This window comes from Clostridioides sp. ES-W-0018-02, assembly GCF_020658175.1.
Taxonomy (GTDB): Bacteria; Bacillota; Clostridia; order Peptostreptococcales; family Peptostreptococcaceae; genus Clostridioides.
This window is the reverse complement of the sequence record NZ_JACVVY010000001.1, coordinates 1106802-1128583: the sequence shown is the minus strand read 5'-3', so window position 1 is coordinate 1128583 and position 21782 is coordinate 1106802. Positions and strand designations below refer to the sequence as shown.

General features: G+C 27.5%; 20 protein-coding genes and 1 riboswitch. Of the genes, 12 read left to right on the top strand and 8 right to left on the bottom strand.

The features are described from left to right. Nucleotides 1-194 precede the first annotated feature (194 nt). Nucleotides 195-440: a hypothetical protein gene (locus tag IC219_RS05035; protein WP_227432629.1), complete on the top strand. Its 246-nt coding sequence runs from the start codon at nucleotides 195-197 to the stop codon at nucleotides 438-440. 165 nt (nucleotides 441-605) lie between these two features. Here IC219_RS05035 and IC219_RS05030 read toward each other — a convergent pair whose 3' ends face one another. The 3 genes from IC219_RS05030 to IC219_RS05020 are packed head-to-tail and all read right to left on the bottom strand — an operon-like array spanning nucleotide 606 to nucleotide 6304. After that, nucleotides 606-1922, bottom strand: coding sequence for a TolC family protein (locus IC219_RS05030; protein ID WP_227830739.1), 1317 nt, complete (start codon nucleotides 1920-1922; stop codon nucleotides 606-608). A gap of 22 nt (nucleotides 1923-1944) precedes the next feature. After that, nucleotides 1945-5076 (bottom strand): efflux RND transporter permease subunit, encoded by a 3132-nt coding sequence (locus IC219_RS05025; RefSeq protein ID WP_227432631.1) that lies wholly within the window; start codon nucleotides 5074-5076, stop codon nucleotides 1945-1947. A gap of 4 nt (nucleotides 5077-5080) precedes the next feature. After that, nucleotides 5081-6304, bottom strand: a complete 1224-nt coding sequence (locus tag IC219_RS05020) for an efflux RND transporter periplasmic adaptor subunit (protein WP_227830738.1) — start codon at nucleotides 6302-6304, stop codon at nucleotides 5081-5083. A 250-nt stretch (nucleotides 6305-6554) separates the two neighbouring features. Here IC219_RS05020 and IC219_RS05015 point away from each other — a divergent pair, with 250 nt between their 5' ends. After that, the gene (locus tag IC219_RS05015; RefSeq protein WP_227432633.1) at nucleotides 6555-7040 is read left to right on the top strand and encodes a MarR family winged helix-turn-helix transcriptional regulator; all 486 of its coding nucleotides are present in this window, start codon (nucleotides 6555-6557) and stop codon (nucleotides 7038-7040) included. Between the two features lie 114 nt (nucleotides 7041-7154). Here IC219_RS05015 and IC219_RS05010 read toward each other — a convergent pair whose 3' ends face one another. Then, nucleotides 7155-9395, bottom strand: coding sequence for a type IA DNA topoisomerase (locus IC219_RS05010; RefSeq protein ID WP_227830737.1), 2241 nt, complete (start codon nucleotides 9393-9395; stop codon nucleotides 7155-7157). A gap of 112 nt (nucleotides 9396-9507) precedes the next feature. Here IC219_RS05010 and dut point away from each other — a divergent pair, with 112 nt between their 5' ends. Both dut and IC219_RS05000 read left to right on the top strand, forming a co-directional pair. Then, nucleotides 9508-9939, top strand: a complete 432-nt coding sequence (gene dut, locus IC219_RS05005) for a dUTP diphosphatase (protein WP_227432635.1) — start codon at nucleotides 9508-9510, stop codon at nucleotides 9937-9939. A gap of 260 nt (nucleotides 9940-10199) precedes the next feature. Next, nucleotides 10200-11390, top strand: a complete 1191-nt coding sequence (locus IC219_RS05000; RefSeq protein WP_227830736.1) for a C40 family peptidase — start codon at nucleotides 10200-10202, stop codon at nucleotides 11388-11390. Nucleotides 11391-11654: 264 nt separating this feature from the next. Here the strand turns inward: IC219_RS05000 and IC219_RS04995 are convergent, their stop codons facing one another. The 3 genes from IC219_RS04995 to IC219_RS04985 are packed head-to-tail and all read right to left on the bottom strand — an operon-like array spanning nucleotide 11655 to nucleotide 12731. Further along, nucleotides 11655-12227, bottom strand: a complete 573-nt coding sequence (locus IC219_RS04995) for a manganese catalase family protein (RefSeq protein WP_227432637.1) — start codon at nucleotides 12225-12227, stop codon at nucleotides 11655-11657. A 28-nt stretch (nucleotides 12228-12255) separates the two neighbouring features. After that, nucleotides 12256-12522 carry a spore coat protein CotJB gene (locus IC219_RS04990; RefSeq protein WP_021385274.1) on the bottom strand — a complete coding sequence of 89 codons (267 nt, stop codon included), beginning with the start codon at nucleotides 12520-12522 and terminating at the stop codon, nucleotides 12256-12258. Beyond that, nucleotides 12522-12731: a spore coat associated protein CotJA gene (locus IC219_RS04985; RefSeq protein WP_227432638.1), complete on the bottom strand. Its 210-nt coding sequence runs from the start codon at nucleotides 12729-12731 to the stop codon at nucleotides 12522-12524. Before IC219_RS04985 ends, IC219_RS04990 begins: the two co-directional genes overlap by 1 nt. 267 nt (nucleotides 12732-12998) lie before the next feature. Here IC219_RS04985 and IC219_RS04980 point away from each other — a divergent pair, with 267 nt between their 5' ends. The 6 genes from IC219_RS04980 (at nucleotide 12999) to IC219_RS04955 (ending at nucleotide 18621) form a co-directional block, all read left to right on the top strand. After that, entirely contained in the window at nucleotides 12999-13859 is an 861-nt protein-coding gene (locus IC219_RS04980; RefSeq protein WP_227432639.1) for a tRNA 2-thiocytidine biosynthesis TtcA family protein, read from the top strand. A gap of 37 nt (nucleotides 13860-13896) precedes the next feature. Beyond that, complete coding sequence (locus tag IC219_RS04975) at nucleotides 13897-14934, top strand: 3'-5' exonuclease (RefSeq protein WP_227830735.1); 1038 nt, start codon at nucleotides 13897-13899, stop codon at nucleotides 14932-14934. A gap of 373 nt (nucleotides 14935-15307) precedes the next feature. Beyond that, nucleotides 15308-15814 (top strand): flavin reductase, encoded by a 507-nt coding sequence (locus IC219_RS04970; RefSeq protein ID WP_227824161.1) that lies wholly within the window; start codon nucleotides 15308-15310, stop codon nucleotides 15812-15814. A 332-nt stretch (nucleotides 15815-16146) separates the two neighbouring features. Continuing rightward, on the top strand, nucleotides 16147-16818 hold the full coding sequence (locus IC219_RS04965; RefSeq protein ID WP_227830734.1) for a hypothetical protein: 672 nt from the start codon (nucleotides 16147-16149) through the stop codon (nucleotides 16816-16818). A gap of 158 nt (nucleotides 16819-16976) precedes the next feature. Then, a complete protein-coding gene (locus tag IC219_RS04960) occupies nucleotides 16977-17483 on the top strand; it encodes a PolC-type DNA polymerase III (RefSeq protein ID WP_227432643.1) in 507 nt (168 codons plus the stop codon). Between the two features lie 127 nt (nucleotides 17484-17610). Beyond that, entirely contained in the window at nucleotides 17611-18621 is a 1011-nt protein-coding gene (locus IC219_RS04955; protein WP_227830733.1) for a biosynthetic peptidoglycan transglycosylase, read from the top strand. Nucleotides 18622-19172: 551 nt separating this feature from the next. Here the strand turns inward: IC219_RS04955 and IC219_RS04950 are convergent. Further along, nucleotides 19173-19349: a hypothetical protein gene (locus tag IC219_RS04950; RefSeq protein WP_227432645.1), complete on the bottom strand. Its 177-nt coding sequence runs from the start codon at nucleotides 19347-19349 to the stop codon at nucleotides 19173-19175. A gap of 48 nt (nucleotides 19350-19397) precedes the next feature. Beyond that, a riboswitch (cyclic di-GMP riboswitch) is annotated at nucleotides 19398-19494 on the bottom strand. A 716-nt stretch (nucleotides 19495-20210) separates the two neighbouring features. Here IC219_RS04950 and IC219_RS04945 point away from each other — a divergent pair. After that, nucleotides 20211-20585, top strand: a complete 375-nt coding sequence (locus IC219_RS04945; protein ID WP_255612849.1) for a BlaI/MecI/CopY family transcriptional regulator — start codon at nucleotides 20211-20213, stop codon at nucleotides 20583-20585. After that, a complete protein-coding gene (locus tag IC219_RS04940; protein ID WP_227830732.1) occupies nucleotides 20578-21624 on the top strand; it encodes a M56 family metallopeptidase in 1047 nt (348 codons plus the stop codon). Before IC219_RS04945 ends, IC219_RS04940 begins: the two co-directional genes overlap by 8 nt. The last annotated feature ends 158 nt before the right edge of the window (nucleotides 21625-21782 follow it).

Below are 21782 nucleotides of genomic sequence, written 5' to 3'. Positions count from 1 at the left end.
TATTATATCTCCTATATATCAATGTATCAAATAGAGTATTTGTAAATTGAGTATAGGGGATTTTTATTTTATATTATTATAAAAAAACTAATTTATATTATAGTAGGTGAAACGTATTTAATTATGTTGCATACATTATTGTAAGAGAGAAATTTCAACCAATAATTAAATTGAGTTTACTGGAGGGGATAAAGTTGACAAAGTGTCCTAAATGTGGAAAAGAAGTATCATCACGTCCAGGTAGTATATGCCCACGATGTGGATTTAAAGTAGTAGAAGAGAGTCTTAAAATGAGATGCCCAGAACCTAGCTGTAGAGCATTGGTATCTAGGAAGTTGGACTATTGTCCTAAATGTGGATGTAAGCTGAAAGGATATAATATTTCAGAATTTGTTAATATGGTCAGATGTAAAATAGATGAAACATTTGATAAAAAGTAATTAAATTAAGCTTTAGACTTTATTTTGTAGTAAAGAATATATGTGTTCTTAGAATCAATAATATTTTAGTAAATAGAAAAAGAGTTGAACTAATAATAAGCCAACTCTTTTTCTATTTTATTGAGCAAATTTATTTTAGTAAATAAATGCTTTTATACAACAGTATTATTTTTTGCCTCCATCGCTAAGTATCCATGGCTTTTCTATCCCATTTTTTAATGAATTATAGTTTACAATAAGTGTATCATAGCTATTTTTAGCATCTTCATTGCTTACTACTTGTTTTTTATAGTCAGTTAGAGTAATCAATCCTAAGTCATATCTTAGCTTAGTATTTTTTAATTGTTTTTCCGATAATTCAAGCTGTTTTTTAGTTGTTCCAATTGTATCTTCTAAAGCAAGTAATTGTGCATAGCTATCAATCAAGCCTTTTTTTAGAGCTTTTTTACTATCCTCTAGTGTAACTAAGCCATTTTCAGTTTCATATTTTCTTTGAAGGTAATTTGCATATGTAGTAAGCCCAGCAGCATAAGTTTTTCTTTCAAGATTGTATGCTTCAACTGCATTTTTGTATTGTTCATAATCTTTCTTGTACTTATCTAGAAGAACTTTATATTGGTCATCAGTTAAACTACCTTGTTCTGGTTTTGTAGGAGCAACTGGTCTTGTAAGATTAGGTCTATCTGGTAAATCTGCCTTATTTTCATCGTCATCATTAAAACTTTCTTCTGTACGTTCTAAAATCAATTGGTCATACTTTAAGTATTCATTAACCTTACCTTCCATATATGAATCAACTGAACCACCTACTCTAAAAGACTCAAAACGGTATTCTTTATCTAATTGATAGTTGTCTAAATTTATATTAGTCAACAACTTAAAATAATCTTGATTGTTTTTTAGTTCTTGAAGTTTAGATTTTTGAGTATTTTGTAGCGTCTGAAGTTCAAGCTCAGCTGACTCAGTTTCTAATGATGTCACTAGACCTAAATCCTTTTTTAGTTTCATATCTTTAATTTCTTTAGTTTTTATATCAAGATTATTTTTTATTTTATCTAACTCATTTTCTCTTGATACTAAATCATTATACTTATTAGTAATATCATTTGCTATTTGGTCTTCCATAAAATATTTGGCCTGTTCGCTTTGATTTTTAAGAAGTCCAATTTGGTCGTATGGAAATGAATTATTACCTTCAGAATATCTATCAAATTCATCCTGTACTTCTAGTTTTTCTTTTAACATTTTTATTTCTTCTGATTTCATTTTTAATTTTTCACTATTTTTAATTGCTGCACTGACAGCATCTCTAGCAGTTAAAAGTTCTTTTTCAGCTGTTCTTTTAGTCGAGTCACTTAAGGTAGCATTATCAACTTTATTTATAGAAGAAGTATTATCATTTGCATAGGCTGGCATTAAATTAGCTGTTATTATACCAACACCACATCCAATTGCAATTATTTTACTAACTTTTTTCTTCAATACAATCGCCCTCCATTTATATTTAAATTTTAGCTTTTAATTTTGGTTTCTTAAATATTTTTCCTTTTATATCTCCTATTTTATCTGTTATTTTACCAAATATTTTAGGCATCCTATCTGAAAACTTATTTTCCCACTTATCAAATATTAAATATATAGTAGGTATAAGTACTAGTGTTATTAGTGTAGATACAGTAAGACCACCCATTATAACTACGGCTAGTGGTTGCATTGTTTCGCCACCTTCACCAAGAGATAATGCTGTTGGTAACATACCTAGAATTGTTGTTGCAGTTGTCATTAAAACGGGTCTTAGTCTCGCAGCACAACCAATTGAAACCAATCCAATTAAATCATTACTACTATTTGCTTTTCTAAGTTGTTCTATGTAGTCAATAAGAACTATACCATTGTTAACAACGATACCAATAAGTAAGATTATACCTAACATACCTACAGTACTTAAACTTTGACCGGTTACCAAAAGAGAAAGTACAACTCCAACAAATGCAAATGGCACACAGAACATTATTATAAATGGTTTACTAAATGATTCAAATTGAGCTACCATTACCATATAAACAAGTGCTATGGCTATAACCATTGAGAATCCAAGACTGGCCATAGATTCATTCATCATTTCTGTTTCTCCACCAACACCAATAGAGTAGTCTTTAGGGATTAGCATCTTATTAGTTTTTTCTAATGCTAATTTTGTAGCTGTACCAGCATCTAAATTATCAAGTGTTGCAGTTATATTTACAGAAAAATCACCATCAGTTCTTGATATGGACTGTAAACCATCTACCATTTTTATGTCCGAGAAAGCTCCAAGAGGTACTTCATTTCCAGTTGTAGAATTTACTTTTAACTGTTTTATATCTTCTAGATTATCAATACTATCTGCTTTAAACTTTAGATTTACATCGACTTTGTAGTCATCAATAGTAGCAGTAGTAACTGAATCACCATTTATTGCAGTACGCAATAATCCTGCAATTTCTGCTGTATTTACACCGTATTCTTGAGCTCTATGTTTGTCTATTGTAAATTGAGCTTCTTGTGTTGTATCTGTAAGGGAAGTCTCTACATTTCTAAATCCTTTTATAGAACTGAATTCTTTTTCAACTTCTTTTCCTAATATCTTTAATACATCCAAATCAGGGCCCTTCATCTCTAATGTGAAGTCTGCTCCTGAAGTTCCACCCATAACACTACTATTTTGACTTACATTTATTTTACAATCTGGAACAGTAGCAACTCTATCAATTATTTCTTTTTCTATTTCATCGGTAGTTCTTTTTCTATTTTTTTGAGATTCCAATTCAATTGCTATACTTGCACTATTATTATTTGAGTCTGATGTCAAACTTGTTATCAATGTCTTGATTTCTGGAATATCTGAAACTTTTTTCTCTGTCATAGAAACATAATAATCATTAGCTTCTAAGCTAAGACCCTTTGGAAGTTCTATAGAAATAGCCAATTCTCCTTTATCTGCTGCAGGCATAAAGTCCATACCTATAAAGCTCATTCCGAATAGAGAAGCTACAAATATAAGTAAACTTGATATTACTACTAATTTCTGATGTCTTAAGCATACACTTAGTAATCTTTTATATCCTTCACTTACCTTATCAAATATAGGGCTATCTTTTTCCTTCATTTTTTCACTACTTTTACCTCTACTTAGTTTTGCAAATACACTAGGAACAAGAGTAATTGCACCTATAAAAGAGAAGGCTAGAGAAGCTATAAGTGTTTTACCTAAAGCCCCAAATGTTATTTTGGCTATACCTTCTGTAAACATAATAGGTAAGAATATAGCTATAGTAGTCAATGTTGATGCTAGTATTGCATTGGTGACAGTTCTTGTACCTTCAATAGCACAATCATCAATGCTCAAACGACCACTTTTCCTGTATTTAAATATGTTTTCAATTACAACTGTAGCATTATCAACGACCATACCAACTGAAATTACCAATGAACTTGCAGTGATAAGGTTTAAACTTTCGCCTGTAAAATAGAGAACAGCTATTGCTCCTATTATAGAAATTGGTATTGCCACTGCAACAACTAATGAAGCTCTTACACTTTTTAAGAAAGCAAATATTACTACAAATGCAATAACTGCACTTATAAGTAAATTGCTCATTACGCTGTTTATTGATTCGCTTATGTAAGCACTTGTATCATTGGCAATTTTAATTTTAAATTGTGGATTTTCTTTATTCAATTCATCTACATATTTATATGCATCTTGCATAACTTTTACAGTATTTGCATCTTGTTGCTTAGAAATATCTATTACTAAACTGCTTTTTCCATTGTATCTATAAATACTATCTTTGTCTGCAAATCCATAATCTACACTACAAAGAGTATCTAAGTTAACAGTGTTTCCTCCTTTTACAGGAATTTGAATCTGTTTTATATCATCCAAAGATTCTAATTTATCAATTGATCTTAAGACTATCTTATCTTCACCTTGAGTAATTGAACCATAAGGGAATGTTTTATTACTAGATGATAAAATACCTTTTATAGTTGATAAACTAACTCCATAATTTGAAAGAACTGATGGGTCAGCTATTACATTAACTTGAGCTTTTTCTCCACCTTTAATGTCTGCTGATGTAGTACCATCTATAGATTCTATTTTAGGCTGAATTACATCTTCAGCGTATTTTCTTAGTGCTTGTGCATTATTATTTCCACCAGATATAACAAGCTGACCTATAGCTTGTGCATTCATATCTAATTTTAGTACTGTTGGCTTAGCTGCATCATCTGGTAAACTAGTTTGTAATGCATCTACTTTAGATCTAACATCGTTCATTATTTCATCTAGGTTGGTTCCAAATTCAAATTGAGCTACGACCATAGAAACACTTTCTTGTGAACTTGATATAGTTGAGCTTACATTTGAAACAGATGATAAACTTTCATCAACTTTTTGGCTAACTTGTTCGTCAACGTCTTGAGGACCTGCACCTGTCCAAGTAGTCATAACCATTACAACAGGTATTTCTATATCAGGCATTAGATTTATTGACATTTTTTTATATCCAATACCACCAAAAACTATTAATACTAAGAAGACCATTATGATTGTGAGAGGACGCTTAACGGAAGTATGTGTTAAATTCATAATACTATTTCTCCTTTTCTACAGGAAATATCTTAGTTCCATCAGAAATAAGACTTATCCCCCCAATAACCACTGTATCTTTTTCACTTACACCACTTTTGATTGCTATTTTATCCTCTGTTACAATTCCAGTTTGAACTAATGTTTTCTTTGCTATGTTATCTTTAGTTGCTATGTATACATATTTTTTTCCCTTTTCTTCAAATATTGCTTTTTTAGGTACTGTAACAGCTCCATTTTCTTTTTCAACGCTTAAGTTTACTTGTGCAGACATTCCTGCTTTAAATTTGTTGTTAGTATTAGTAACAAGTATTTTAACAGGATATAAAGATGTCTGAGGGTCAACTACTGAAGGAACATAATCTATCTTTCCTAAAACTCTTTGGTCTTCAATAACAACATCTACATTACCATCCTTTTTAAATTTAGCTATATCTGCTTCTGCTACATTTAAGCCTACTTCTAATATATTAGGATTAGAAATCACAAAAGCTGGTTGTGATTGTGTTATCATCTCTTTTGAGTCAAAGTTTTTGGCTGTGATTGTTCCATCCACTGGAGTTTTTAATGTCAGCTTATCTAAGTTACTCATTGCTAAGTTATATGATACTTGAGCTTGGTCAAGTTGTTTTTTAGCAAGTGATTTAGCTTGAGGTATACTTTTTGAAGTTGCTGTATTGTATGCTCTTTGTGCAGAATCTAGTTGTTGTTTTGATTGTTCTAAAGCAACTTCTATTTTTTTAAATTGGTCTAAACTAATTACTTCCTGCTCATAAAGAACCTTGTTATTGTCATAATTTCTTTGGGATTCATCATATTGAAGTTTTGCACTATCAAGAGCTGTTTTTGCTTGATTCACTTGAGCTTCTAATGCACCCCCAGTAGCACTTGCATAACTTGCTTTTGCTAAATCTAGTGATGCTTTAGACTGTTTTACACTGTTTTCTAAATCTTCACTAGTTATACTCAATAAATCATCACCTTTTCTTACATTTTGGCCAAGTTTCACATAAACTTCTTGAACTGTGCCAGCAGTTTGAGCAGTAACTGATGTCTCATCTTTAACTTTTGTAGTTCCTGAGAAAGCATTTGTATTTTCTATTTCTCCACCTACTGCCTTTTGAACAGAGACTGCTATAGGTTTTTCTGGTTCAGGTTCATCTGTTTTTCCACATCCAACTAAGAACAGTGAACTACACATTAAAAAAACTACTAAATATCTTTTCATATCTCCTCCTATTATATTTTACACTAGCTTGTTGTAGAATTTAAAGTGTCTTATAATTTAAGTTTAGTTTTAGGCTAATTAAAAAACTTCCCTTTTTTGGCATTTTATAATTCTCTAATTTGATTATAAATTTATAATTATTATGAGTCAATAACTTTTTCTTGTTTTAAATTTATTAATAGTTTATAATTTATACTATAATAAGTAATGAATATTTTATTACAGTATTTATTGAAGGGATGTTACAAATATGGATAACGATAATATACTTAAAATAGCAGACTCTTTTTTAGACTTTTTATTTGTACTTCAAAATAATATATTCAAAGAAAACGATTTGTTAAAAAAATTTCAAAACAACTCAGATATGATGAAAGAGTATTTTGGAGAGTGTCCAATGGCTCCATCACATGCAAAGGTAATTCTTTATCTTATGACATCAAACTCATCATCAATTTCTCAAATAGCTTCTAATTTAGGAATACTAAAATCAAATATGACACCAATTATTGATAGATTGGTAGAGCATAATTTAGTAAATAAATTTCCTGACCCAAAAGACAGAAGAGTTCTTAGAGTTGAATTGACAGATAAAGCATTTGAATTATTTGATATTGTACAATCTATTCTTAAAGAGTCTATAGTAAAGAAACTATCAAATCTTTCTGATGAGGAACTAACTTTATTAGATGAACATACACTTAAACTATCAGAAATAGTAAAAAAATTAGTTTAAATGTACATATGAGAAGTTATTATATAAAGTTAAATTTTTACACAAAGCAGAAATAGCAGTAGTATAATATATTTAATATTATACTACTGCTATTTCTGCTTTTATGAATATTATTTAATTATCAAATTCTATTTTCCAGTTGAAGTAGCCAGTATCTGGATTTTTATTATATTTTAATGTAGCATCAAACTTGTTTCCATTTTTAGAAGTTAAAGATTTTACTTTTGTCTCACCTTTTTTTAAAATATTTTTGACCATAGTTTTATTAACTTTCTTTTTGTAGAGGCTTAAGTATTTGTCATTTTTCCAAATAACGAACTTACACTCTTTATGATTTTTACAAGCAAATCCTTTATCAAACTCAAGAACATCACCTTGACAAATAGGACATTTACCAAGAGACGTATTTTCATTATTGGTTTTATTTTCTTTTTTAATATCTGTATCTTTTGATACAGCAATTTCCTTTTCAGAATCAGTTAAACTTTTTTTGGAACTATTTTTTGAATCCTTTGCTTTTACTTTAGTAAATTTTTTAGTTTTTGAATCAAAAGTATAAGCCTCTGTATTTATATTTTTTGAAGCATCCTGCTTTATAATATTAACATTTTGATATATAAAACTAATAATATGAGTAAGATATTCTTTTCTAGTGTATTTACCTTTTTGAATATCACTTAAACTTTTTTCAAGTTTACCAGTGTAATCTACATCAAATAAGTCCTTAACAGGAAAAATTTCAACTAAATTTTTTCCAAGGTCTGTTATAAAGTAAGATTTGCCTTTTTTCTTTACATAGCCCACTTGACTTATTTTTTTTAGTACATCAGCACGTGTAGCTGATGTTCCTATTGAATACCCTGAAAGTACAGTTGTGTCTTCTTCAGGTACATTTTTACCACAATTTTTCATAGCTTTTAAAAGTGTATCTTCAGTATATGATTTAGGTGGTGTTGTTTGTTTGGTTAATGGCTTTATCTCTAAGACATCAACAATATCATCCTTGTTTACAAATGGAAGTAAATCGTTTTTTTCTTCCTTATTATACACCTCAAGGTATCCCTTTGATTTAAGTACTTTTCCTTTTGTTAAAAAAGTGCAATCATCTACTTTAGTCTTAATTTCTGTATTCTCATATTCAGCAGGAGGCATAAAATTTGCTACAAATCTATCTTTTATAGCATCATAAACCAATTGTTCATCTTTAGATAAATTTTTTGGTATTATGTAAGTAGGAATTATAGCACTATGTGAATCTACTTTGGATGAATCAAAGACCCTTTTTGTTTTGGAGAATTTAATTTTATTTTCATATTCAAGACCGACTTTTAATTTTTCTAAAGTTTGAGAAGCCTTTGAAGTTAAACTTTCTTCTAAAAAAATAGAATCGGTTCTTGGATAAGTTATATACCCACCTTTACCATTACCCTCATAAAGAGATTGACATACATTTAAAACTTTATCAGAGGTAAAATTAGAGTACTTAGAAGTTATATATCCTTGAAGTGATGTTAAACTAAAAAGTTTTGGTGCATACTCTTTTGACATAGTAACTTTTTTATCTAGTATTTTACCAGTTTGAGATGTAATTGAAGCTATGACTTTATTTGCATCTTCAAGTGTGTCAAATTTACTTTCTTTACCTTTAATATATTTACCTTTATATTCACCATTTTCAGCTTTAAAATGACCTTCTACTTCATAATAAGTTTTGGGAACAAAATTCAGTATTTCCATATCCCTATCATAGACTAATTTGACTGTTGGAAGAATTACTCTACCTATATTTAATAATTTCCCATTTCCATATTTTAATGTAGCAACGGAAGTGAAGTTTATTCCAATTAACCAATCAGTAATAAGTCTTGTATATCCAGCAGCTTGAAGATTTCTCATTTCATCTTCATCTTTTAAGTTTTTTATACCTCTCGTAATGTCTTCTGGAGTCCATTCATTTACCAAAATTCTTTTTACTGGTTTCTTATTTTTTGCAAGTAAAAATATTAAAAATGCTATAAGTTCTCCCTCTCTGTCATTATCAGTGGCATTTATTACATATTCCACATCTTTTCTGTTTAAAAGTTTTTTTACAGTATTGAATTGTTTGGTTTTAGAACTATCAATTTTGAATTTAAACTTATTTTCAGGCACAAATGGAAAGTTATTCATTTTCCAAGAGCCAGAATACTTATCTTTATCATAATCTTTCATATCATATAATGATACTAAGTGTCCAACTGCATAAGTAATTATATAGTCATTTCCTTCAAAGTAACCATCTTGTCTAGTCTTTGCACCTAAAAACGATGCTATAGTTTTTGCAACAGATGGTTTCTCAGCAAGTACAAGTTTCATAAAAAATCCTCCTTTAAAACACTAATAATTATATTACCACAAAAAAATAAAAAACTTCAAGAGGCTGAAATTTAAGTTATAATATTTATAGGAAATTGAAAGGAGATATAAAATGTACAATTTAAAAGTAAAAAAATTAAATGACGACGCTATAATACCTAATTTTGCTCACAAAGGTGATGCTGGTATGGATTTGTATTCTATAGAGGAGGTTGTAATACCTTCTGGAGAGACTAAACTTATTAAAACTGGAATATGTATAGAACTTCCTGTTATGACAGAAGCGCAAGTAAGACCTAGAAGTGGACTTGCTTTAAAACATTCAATTACTGTGTTAAATACACCAGGAACTATTGATGAGGGATATAGAGGAGAGCTTAAAATCATATTAATAAATCATGGAAAAAATGATTTTAAAGTTGAAAAACATATGAAGATTGCTCAAATGGTAGTAAAACCTATATATGAGATTAATATAGAAGAAGTTAAAGAATTAAGTGATTCCGAAAGAGGAAAAGGTGGATTTGGTTCAACAGGGTTATAAAAGTTACAAAAAAGTTAAAAAATATAAAATTGTTTAATAAGATATAGTTTGGCTATATAACTGAGTTTTAACCTCTCTATGATTAAAAAATATTTATGGTAATTTATGGTATAGAATTATTACTATAGACAAATAGTTACAAATTTGTAATAATATTAATATAAAAGAAATAATTGATATTTAAAAATAGTGTCAATTATTTCTTTTATGTTAGAAATAAAAAATAAATCTACTAGAAAAGAGGAGATGAGTGGAAAGTTATGAATTTTAATCAAAAGAGAGTAGCAGCCAGTATAATGGCCACAGCGATAATAATGCCTACAATGGGGAATTTAGCATATGCTAATGAGTCTGAAATAGAAAGTTCAACTGTAGAAAGTAGAACAATAACAGGGAATGCAGTAAATTTTAGAAAAGGACCAGGTACAAATAATGCATCTATAGGAAAGTTCTACAAAGGTGATAAAGTTGAGTACATAGGAAAAGATGGTTCTTGGGTAAAAGTTAAATATAATGGGAATACAGGTTATGTACATGAAAAATATTTATCAATAAATAGCCTAGGAAATAGTAATGAAAGTAATGATGTTTCAGTAAAATCAACAAAAGTTGTTACAGCAAAGGGATTAAATTTTAGAACAGGTCCAAGTACAGGAAGTTCTAAAATATCTACTTTGGGATATGGTACTGAAGTTGGATACATATCTGAATCAAATGGATGGTCAAAAATAAGTTCTAATGGTAGAGTTGGTTATGTTTCAAGTAAATACTTAGGAATTAACTTAAGTGATTCTGCAAATGGAAATGATGGAAGCAGTTCAAGTGATATTGTAAAGGATACAAAAGTTGTAACAGCAAAATCATTAAACCTTAGAACAGGACCAGGAACAGGACACTCTAAAGTGGCTACGTTAAGTTATGGTACTGAAGTTGGAAGTATCTCAGAAGATGGTGGATGGACAAAAGTAAATCATGATGACCAAACAGGATATGTATCAAGTCAATATCTTGCAGAAAAAGGTTCTGTTGATACTTCAACTCCATCCGATTCAACTAATTCTCCAAGTCAGGGAGCTGATAGTGTAATAGGCTTTGCAAAGACACTACTTGGAAAACCATATGTATGGGGAGCAGAAGGTCCAAATAGTTTTGACTGTTCTGGATTCACACAATACGTTATGAAAAAATCTGCTGGAGTTAGTATACCAAGAGTATCTAGAGACCAAAGTAAGTATGGAGCATATGTAAATAGAGGAGACCTTAGAAGCGGAGATTTAATATTCTTTGATACACAAGGTTCAAATAATGGCTCTGTAAGTCATGTTGGAATATATATGGGAAATGGAGAGATGATACACGCATCTTCAGGTTCATCAAAAAAGGTAACAATATCTAATATAAATAGTAGTTACTATTCAAGTAGATATGTAAATGCAAGAAGAGTTTTATAATCATTTAAATTTAATGATAAAACTTTATAAATAGATATTTCTTTATTGCTTATAAAATAAAAGCAGGTATGGTGTCAATAGTATTGTAGATTACTATCTATTATTACTGTTGATTCAGTACCTGCTTTTTGTTGTTTATTTGTTCTATCTGCGTATAGAAAATGGACAGTTCTTTATAGTTTTTTATATTTTTAAGCTAATTTAAGCGAAAAAGTAAGTTAGTAAATTAGTAAATAATTGTAGTTTTATATATAAAGAAGAATTTTAGAATATTTTTTGACATTCCTCTAATTCATAAGCATCCATTAAAGCTTCACCAAATCTTTGATAGTGAATTATTTCTCTTTGACCTAAGAATTTTAGTACGTTTATAACATCAACATCATCTGTTAAGTTTATAAGTTGATAATATGTTGCAAGTGCTTTTTGTTCAGCAGCCATATCTTCATGTAAATCAGTTACAGGATTTGACATAACTGCGATAGGTCTTACATCAAATGGAACCCCATTTGAATCTGTTGGATAAATTCCATATCCATTTTGTGCATAGTTTGAGCCAAGACCAGCAGCTTTTAATTCTTCTGGGCTTACATCAGAAGTTAACTGATAAACCATAGTACATATAAGCTCAACGTGAGCTAGTTCTTCTGTACCAATATCTGTTAAAAGTGCACGCATATTACCAGTAGGCATTGTATATCTTTGACTTAAATATCTTAAAGATGCAGCAAGCTCTCCATTTGGTCCTCCAAATTGAGTTATAAGAAACTTAGCCATTCTTGGGTCACAAGTTTTTATATTAACTGGGTGTTGTAAAGTTTTTTGATATATCCACATGAATTTTCAATCCTCCAATACTTGATGTCTAATAATTAAATTCTCTGTCCCAAGGCCAAGGTTGCTCAGCCCATTGCCAAGGGCATCTACTTGGAGCATACCCAAAGTTAGTTAAAGGACCATATTTATTTTCGTAAGCATATCTAGCCTGTGCAAATTGGTTACATAATGAATTGTAAGTGTTGATAGCATTTTTATCATCAGGATGAGTGTCTAAATATAAGTTCATATCAACACATGCAAAAGATGTTTCCTGAATTTTTCTCATAAGTTCAGCTCTAGATGAATCTTTCATTATCTTCTACCTCCTCTTAATTTTTTTGGCTTAGCATATAATTCTTTGTTGTACATTTCAGATTCTAATAAATTTAGTTCTGGAAATATAGTTCCAAATTTTAATGCATCAGAAAGGCAGTACATTTCTGTGAAAATTTGATTATTAATATATGGTCTAGCCAAAGATGAACCACAATTTTTTTTAATATCTCTAGTTTTATTTTCCAAGATGAAAACCTCCTTGTTGTAAATAGATAGGTAAGTCTATCTAGTGTATAATATTCATACATTTAAAAATCGTTACTCATAATAAAATATTAAATGAGAAAAATAAAAAAGATAATAAAAGAAAGGCTTTATTTATGTTATTATAAGTTTATGTGTTATTGTAAACTATAAAGTATTTATTAAAATTAAAGTAAAACTATAGTATTTTATAGAAGTATGTAGACTTTTTTGTAAAATATTATTAACATAAATATACGAGGTGATTAAATGAGTGAGCTATCAGGAAAAGGCTGTGAAATTATAGTTCCTTTTGAGGAAAGACTTTCACTAAGGGATATAGAAAAAAGTATTATAAAAAAATATAGAAAACATTTATGGTCTAAGTTTATAAAGGCAATAAGAGATTATAAACTAGTTGAAGAAGGGGATAAAATAGCTGTAGCAATATCTGGAGGAAAAGATAGTATTCTTATGGCTAAAATGTTTCAAGAATTAAAGAGACATGGACAAGTTAATTTTGATGTTGAATTTATTGCTATGGACCCTGGATATCATGCAAATATAAGGCAATTACTTATAGATAATTGTGAGTATTTAAATATTCCAATACATTTATTTGATTCAAGAATATTTGAAATAGCTGATGAAATTGCAAAAGATTATCCATGTTATATGTGTGCAAGAATGAGAAGAGGAGCATTATATTCAAAAGCAGAAGAATTGGGGTGTAATAAACTTGCATTAGGTCATCATTATGATGATGTAATAGAAACAACTATGCTTAATTTGTTGTGTGCAGGAAATTTTAAAACTATGCTTCCTAAGCTTAATTCCACTAATTTTGAAGGAATAAAAATTATAAGACCACTTTACTATATAAGAGAAGAACACATTATAAGATTTATCCAAAATAGTGGTATATGGCCTTTAAATTGTGCGTGCATGGTTGCTGCTAAAAAAACTGGAAATAAAAGATATGAAATAAAAGATTTAATAAAAAGTTTAGAGCCAAATTTTAAAAATGTAGAAAAATCCATATTTAAAGCAGCAGAAAACGTAAATCTTGATTCGGTACTAGGGTGGCAAAAAGATGGGGAGAAACATTCTTTCTTAGAAAATTATGAATAAAAGTAATTAAAAGAATCACTATAAACAATTGGAAAGGGTGTTTATATTGAAGAGAGTATATATAGATTTTGAGATGAATATGCCAAATTCTAAATCAAAGAGAGATATATTAAATTCAGATATAATTGCAATTGGAGCAGTTATGTATGATGAAAAGACAAAAAATATTGATAAGTTTAAATCTTTAATAAAGCCAGTAAGTAATGCCCAGTTGTATCCTCATATACAAGAGTTGACTCATATATCTTCAGAAGAATTAAAGTATGCACCAAGCTATGAAGAGGTCATGAGAAAGTTTAAAAAGTGGTTAGGCATATTTTCTGAGATTGAAGGAATATATACTTTTGGTAATTTAGATTTAACATGTTTCAATAACACTGATATGAGAAGTTCTAAAAAAAACAATCATCCAAGGTTCGTAAACAACATTAGAGCGTTATTTGTGGATATAAAAGAGAAATATATAGAGTGTGGTATAAAATGTATGAACTATATATCACTAAAAAATTTACTTGAATTTGCTAACTTAGAGTTTAGTGGAGATGCACATGACCCATTAAATGATGCATATAATTTATTTGTTTTGGATGAGGCAATTACAAATAATGTAGATATACAAAATCTTTTAATAATGCTAGATATAATAAGACCTCCATTTAATAACATAAATCCAGATTTAAATGATTGTTTTGATAAATTTAAAGAATCACTTTATAAAAAAGAAGGAAATTATGATATTGTAGATTTTTCTATTGAGATAATAAAAACTGTGAGAATGTACTTATTGACAATTATAAATATAAACATACAAAACATAGAAGTTATAAAAGATATAGATAAAAAATTGGATACTATAGATAAATTAAAGAATATAGAAGATGGATATTTTTATTTATTAGAAGATGTGTATTTTGATATAAAAGATTTATTAGAAGATTTAATGCTTTATAGAGTACATGAAGATGAATACAAAAACGAAATAGAAAATATAATAAAGATGTTTGATGAAGATTTAGATAGTGAGAAAATATATATTGATAAGAATAATAACTTAAATGTTATTAATAAAGTATAAAAAGTTACAATTAATAGAACCAAATTTGGTGATTATGATAGTTTTTGAACAAAACTAGATTTAAATGGAACTAAACTACTATAAAAATATATAAAATAGTAATAAGTGTAGAAAGTGTATATACTTTCTACATTTTTAATATTATAGTATTCTAAATTTAATAAATGTATTATATATTTTATAATTAATATATTTTATTGACATTTTATGATTAAAAAATATAAAAACTACTTCTTGCGAAAGTAATTGATTTGTTGTATTATAATTTACATGAATATGGAAAATAATCTTGAAAGCTGTATTATAAAAGTGCATATATTTAAATTTTTAACAAATGACTTATTTATTAAAAGATGAAGGGTAGGATGATGTTATGGGATTTAAAGAAGTAAAAATTGAAGAACTACAGTTTAATCCATTCACTAAAATTGGTAAAGAGTGGTTACTTATAACAGCAGGAAACTCAGATAAATTTAACACAATGACTGCAAGCTGGGGTGGTGTTGGAGTGTATTGGAGTAAAAATGTTGTAACAACTTACATAAGACCACAGAGATATACAAAAGAGTTTGTAGATAATAATGACACATTTACAATTGCATTTTTTGATGAAAAATACAGAGAAGCTTTAAATATTTGTGGTACTATTTCTGGTAGAGATACAAATAAAGTAGAAAAAGCAGGACTTACACCATATTTTATAGATGATACAGTAGCCTTTGAAGAAGCTAATATGATTATGGTTTGTAAAAAATTATATCATGATACAATGCCACCAGAAAACTTTGATGCTAAAGAAAATGATGAAAAGTGGTATCCAAAGAAAGATTATCATACTATGTATATATCAGAAGTTGTAAAAGTTCTTATAAAAGAATAGATAAAATAAATTAAAAAATATTTTTAATAGTAAATAGGTATTTTCTTTTAATTACTATTAAATAGATATTTTTTTATTAAAAGATGAACTTTGTTTTCTAGGGTTCATCTTTTTTATTTCTTTGTATAGAAATATTTATATGAAGTATTCAAGGATATTTCATATGTATCTATTAATTATCTGTGTTTATTGTACTTAGTTTATTTTAAGAGAGATTCTTTTAAAATGAGATTTACTTAATATATAGTCTTAAAAGTATAAATGCCAACTAATAAAAATATATATTATATTAGGTATTTTAAATAAATTTTTATAGTAAAAGGGTGATTTTTATGGAAAATATAACTAGTTATTTTAGAACAATAGTATGTGTGTTTATATGTTTATCATCTGCATTTATATTTATTCAATTAGCTAGAGTTTTTATTAATAAGAAAAAAACTAGTATAAAAAATAATTCAAAAAAAGGTTTTCGTTATGATAGAGATTTAATTGAGACAAGGAGAGAAAAAACATATACACAAGATAGAAATAGCGATAAAAATAAGAATATTGATAAGAAATTAAAGGGAGAAAAAGTATTCAAATATGATAATGGAGACTTATATAAAGGTGAGTTTATTGATGGGAAGAAAAATGGATTTGGAACATATATTTTTTCAAGTAAGGAAAGGTATGAAGGGTTATGGAAAGATGATAAGATGCATGGAATAGGTAAATATACTTATAAAGATGGTTCAATATATACAGGGGAATTTAAAGATGGTTTTAAAAATGGTCTAGGAAAATTAACTTATCCAAATAATGATATATATAAAGGTTATTTCTTAGATAATAAGAAAAATGGCAAAGGTGTATTATATAAAAGTGATGGAAATAAGCAGGCAGGAATATGGGAAAATGATGAACAATGTAAAAGTTTAGATTTTAAAGAATTAAGCAATAAAGAATTAAATAATAATGTTTATCAAAATAGATTAAATGATAATAAGATAAAAATTTAATTATTATAGTAAAATAATCTTTATTTATAATGGAATATCTGCTGTATATTTAGTAAAATTTGTAAAAATTTCATATATCATATAAAATTAAGTATTGATTAGTATATTGCATAAATATAGAATATAAATATATCCATTTGATAATAAGGAGAAGAGATATGAGAGAATATGTAGTTGTAGATTTAGAAACTACAGGATTAGATCCATATAAAGGTTGTGAAATAATAGAGATAGGTGTAACAGAAATAAAAAATGACGAAATTGTAAAAAACTATTCAAGGTTAATAAAACCTAAGGGTATAATTTCTTCATTTATAACAGAATTGACACACATAAGTAATGAAATGGTAGAAAAAGAGGAGTCTTTAGAGTTGGTTTTACCTAGATTTAGAAAATACATAGGTGATAGAACTATAATTGCACATAATGCAAAATTTGATTTAAAGTTTTTAAATTACTATCTTAGAAAGTTGGATTTAGAGCCAATAAATAATTATATATGTACACTAGAATTATTAAAAAAATGTAAAAGTTATAAAGGAAAAAATAAGAAGCTTGAAACAGCTTGTGCTTATTATAATATAGAGAATATAAATGCTCATAGAGCTGATAGTGACACTTTAGCAACTGCAAAGCTATTTTTAAAAATAAAAGATGAATATTAATCACAAATATAGAGAAAATTAGTGAAAATATCCTTTATAAAATTGACCCTTAAACTTACAATTTTGTTCTTTGATTTATTTTGTGGAACAATGTATAATGTACCTTATATAAAGAAGGGAGACTAAAATGGGTTATTACAATGATGATGATAATAATAAAATAAGACGTAAAAAAGTTAGTAATAATAAAGATAGTAATAAAAAATCTAAACATTCTTATACTTCAACAAGTAAAAAAAATAAAAATTCTCAGACAGCCTCTAGTAAAAGAATGAGTGAAAAGGTAGATTCACAAAATATTATAAAAAGAGATAGTTTTACAAGAGATAATGTAAGACCTTTAAATACAGATTATAGTCAGAGAGATAGACGAAGAGTTGAGTACAAGCAAAGAGATAGAAAATTAAAAAGCAAAAAAAGAAGAAAGCAAAAGAGAATTAAAATAGCTAGAGCATTATTATCTGTTATGTTAGTGGCACTTATTATATTTTCAGTGGCAGGTGCAATTTTTACAGTTTCAGCTATAAAAGGTTCACCTGAAGTCACTAAAAAATTAATTAAGTCTAAATATATAAGTAGTGAGGTTGTCAGTATAAAACAAATGCCAAAGGACTTAAAACAGGCTATAGTTTCAATAGAAGATGAGAGATTTTATAAGCATAGAGGAGTAGATGTTATTTCCTTAGCTAGGTCAGTACTTAATAATGTGTTTACAGACACAACACAAGGTGGAAGTACTATAGATATGCAAGTTTCAAAAAATCTGCTTACAAGTGATGATAAAACTATGAAGAGAAAAATAAGGGATATGTATAATGCAAAGCAGATGAATAAGATTATGAGTAAAGATGAAATCCTTGAAGCGTATCTAAATAATATGTACCTAGGAAAAAATGCATATGGAGCTGCAAAAGGAGCTGAGGTGTATTTTGGTAAAAAAGTTGGAGAGTTAAACCTAGCTGAGTGTGCTATGCTTGCGGGGATGACCAATAATCCTGCGAGGTATATTGACCATGGAGAGGCTAAAAAGAGACAGTTGACGGTGTTGTATAAAATGCATGAACTTGGTTATATAACTGATAAAGAATACAGAATAGCAAAAGCTGATGACACTCCATTTAAGTCAGAAATTGATTAAAAAATAAAAAAACTAGTGTTTCTAATATAATATAACAAAAGTTTGATTTGTCACCATATTGCTACTATAAGTTGTAATTTGGTGGCAAATTATTTTATATATTCTTGAAAATATTTATAGTTTTATATTCTACAGTCAATCTATTAATAAGAAATGAACTGGAGAAATGAGGGAATTTTTATTTAGAGTGTTATTTTAAGAGCTAGATTTATATACATTTATTCTTTCTTAAGAAATATATATTATTTCTCAAAAAGTAAAAAGTCACTCTGTGAAAGAGCGATTTTTAGCTTGATATAAAAATTGAGTGTTATAAAAAATAACTTACTATGATTGATTATGAAACTTCACTCTAGAGCAATAGATTGTAGTTTCTTTTTTTGTTTTTGATATTATTTTGTATTTTTATTCTATTGGATTTTATAAAAAATAAAACCATAACGATTATAATACAAAAAAGAAATATATTTGAATTAAATTCGTATCATTTATTATAAGATTATTTAAAAGTAGATAAAACTAAAAAGGATTTTCTAGAAAATAAAATCTATCTAATTATACTTATTTACCAAGACCATCACTTGATATAAATATGATTCTACTACATTTTCTCCGTACTCTAGCATAAAATCATCTAGCTGTGTATCTATAAAATTACAATAATCATGTGAACTACTAATATAAGCAGTTAATACATGTGTACACGTATCTATTTTCTCTATAAACATTTTACATCCCCCTAAAAAACTTTCATAAAAACAAAAAGAAAATATCTTTTTGGCAACTGGCTGACATAACTCATAAGATACTTTATAAGTCTTAGTCCCTATAGCTTTGCGTCACTAAATTTCTCTAGTTTTGCCGATTTAGTTTTATTCTACACCTATATAATACTAGAATATAATCCATTATTCAATATTATTATGAGAAAATAAAAAAGATTTTAAATTATGAAATAAATTTTGCTTAAAAAAATAAAACGAATGCATAAATTATATGGAAATACTTCTATGTGGTTGTTTGTTAAAAGGTGCCTATTATTGACTTAGGCTAGAAAAAGCTTTAGGAAACGATAGGATATGAAAAAAGAAGAATTTTAAAAAACTTATATGGTAAAAATTGGATGAAAAGGTTTGCTTTAATTCTCTTGCATATAAGACTCTATTGAGATAGAATTTATTTATGCATAAATTGACTTACACTATAGTGTGGTAATAAAACAAAGAAAGTATTTTAGCTTTGAAACAAAAGCTTTTTAAAAAATATACATAAAAATTTAATATCAAAAGCGATTTAAAGATTAGTCTAGTTTATTTCCCCAAAAAGTATTATAATGTTCTTTGCATGTAAAAAAGAATATTCATAATTAGGTACTACTCAAGATAAAAAATATTAATATATTGTCGTTATTAATAATATAATAAAAAATTTAATGAATTGTATTATTAAATCTAACTTATAATATTTTAAAAAAGATTAGAAAATTAACATAAAATGTAAAAATTCACAATTTTTTCATAAAGTATTTGACTAAAAAATTCTCTTGTTGTAGAATTATGTTAGAAAGAGTTTTGGGGGAGGTGTAAATCATGATAAAAAAAATACCACAAGCAGAACTAAAAGTAATGAAATTTATTTGGAGAGTAGATGCTACAGTGACATCAAAAGATGTTATTGAAGCAATGGAGCAAGAATATGGATGGAAACAAACCACAACACTGACACTTTTATCAAGACTAGTAAAAAAAGAATTCTTATATGCTCAAAAAATAGATAGATATACACATTACACAATAGTGGTTAAGCAACAGGAATACTTAAACTTTGAGACAAAGGATTTCCTAAGTAATATACATAATGATTCTTTGGTAAGTTTAATTTCAGCTTTACATGAGGATGAAGCTATAGATAAAAATAAGCTGGATTTTCTAGAAAATTACTTTGATAATTTAAAGGATGAATAGTTATATGATACAAGTTTTTGAAAATCTTATACAGACAACTATTGTATGTAGTCTTGGTATTTGTCTATTATTATTTTTGAAAAGATATTTATTTAAGAATTTTAGTAAAAAGTTCAATTATTATATTTGGTTAGTAATAGTCTTTAGAATGTTGCTTTTTCTTTTTAATTATACAATAGTGTATGAAGTAAAAGAATCAAAAAGTAATAATGTAGTAGGAAATAATATTACAGAAATCACTGTTCCTACAGATAATAATTTTATGTTGTATTTAGCTTATTTATGGATATTTGTAGCTATAGTTATTGCAGTATATACTTTTGTAAAATATACAAAATTTAAAAATCTTGTTGTCGATGTATCTTATGATATAGAAGATGATGATGTTAACTGTCTTTATAAAGATTTATTGAAGGAGTTAAAAATAAAAAAGAAAATTGAATTAAGAGGTTCTGATGAACTGATAAGTCCAGCAGGTATGGGATTATTTAAATCGTACATATTTTTACCAGATTATCCTTATAGTAAGGATGAGTTAAATTGGATTTTAAGACATGAATTGATGCACTTTAAAAACAAAGATCTTTTAATAAAGTTTGCAGTGTTATTTGTGAAAATAATATATTGGTTTAATCCACTTGTTTATATCATGAGCAATAGAGTAAATATCGATTGTGAATTGTGTTGTGATGAAAGTGTCTTGAATGATTGTTCTTTAAAAGAGAAGAAAGAATATGCATTAGCACTTATAAAGTCAATTAAGTTAAGTAAAAATTATCAAAGTGGGATTTTAACTACAGAATTTAATAAGACAAACTTAGAAAAGAGATTAGATAGCATTATTAAGAAAAAGGGTAGAAGTGGCATTTTGATAGCACTAATTTTAATTTGTATATCTTCAATAACTTATATTGATGTTGAAAAAATTAGTTTTGATAACTCTAATATTTTGAGAACAATAGGGATTCTCAATAATACAAAAGCTGACCTTAAAGAAGATGGTTTGTCAGGTCGTACACGTATGTATCAAGACTATTAAATTTAGAAATAAATATTTATATGCAATAGTTTTTATTGATACAAGTAAAAAAATTTACATACCTAAAAAGTGTATAGTTATACATGTTGTACAATCTTGTTTAAGTTCAGTATTATATAAAGAGAAAAAAATATATAAGCTAATTTTTCAAAAGGCTA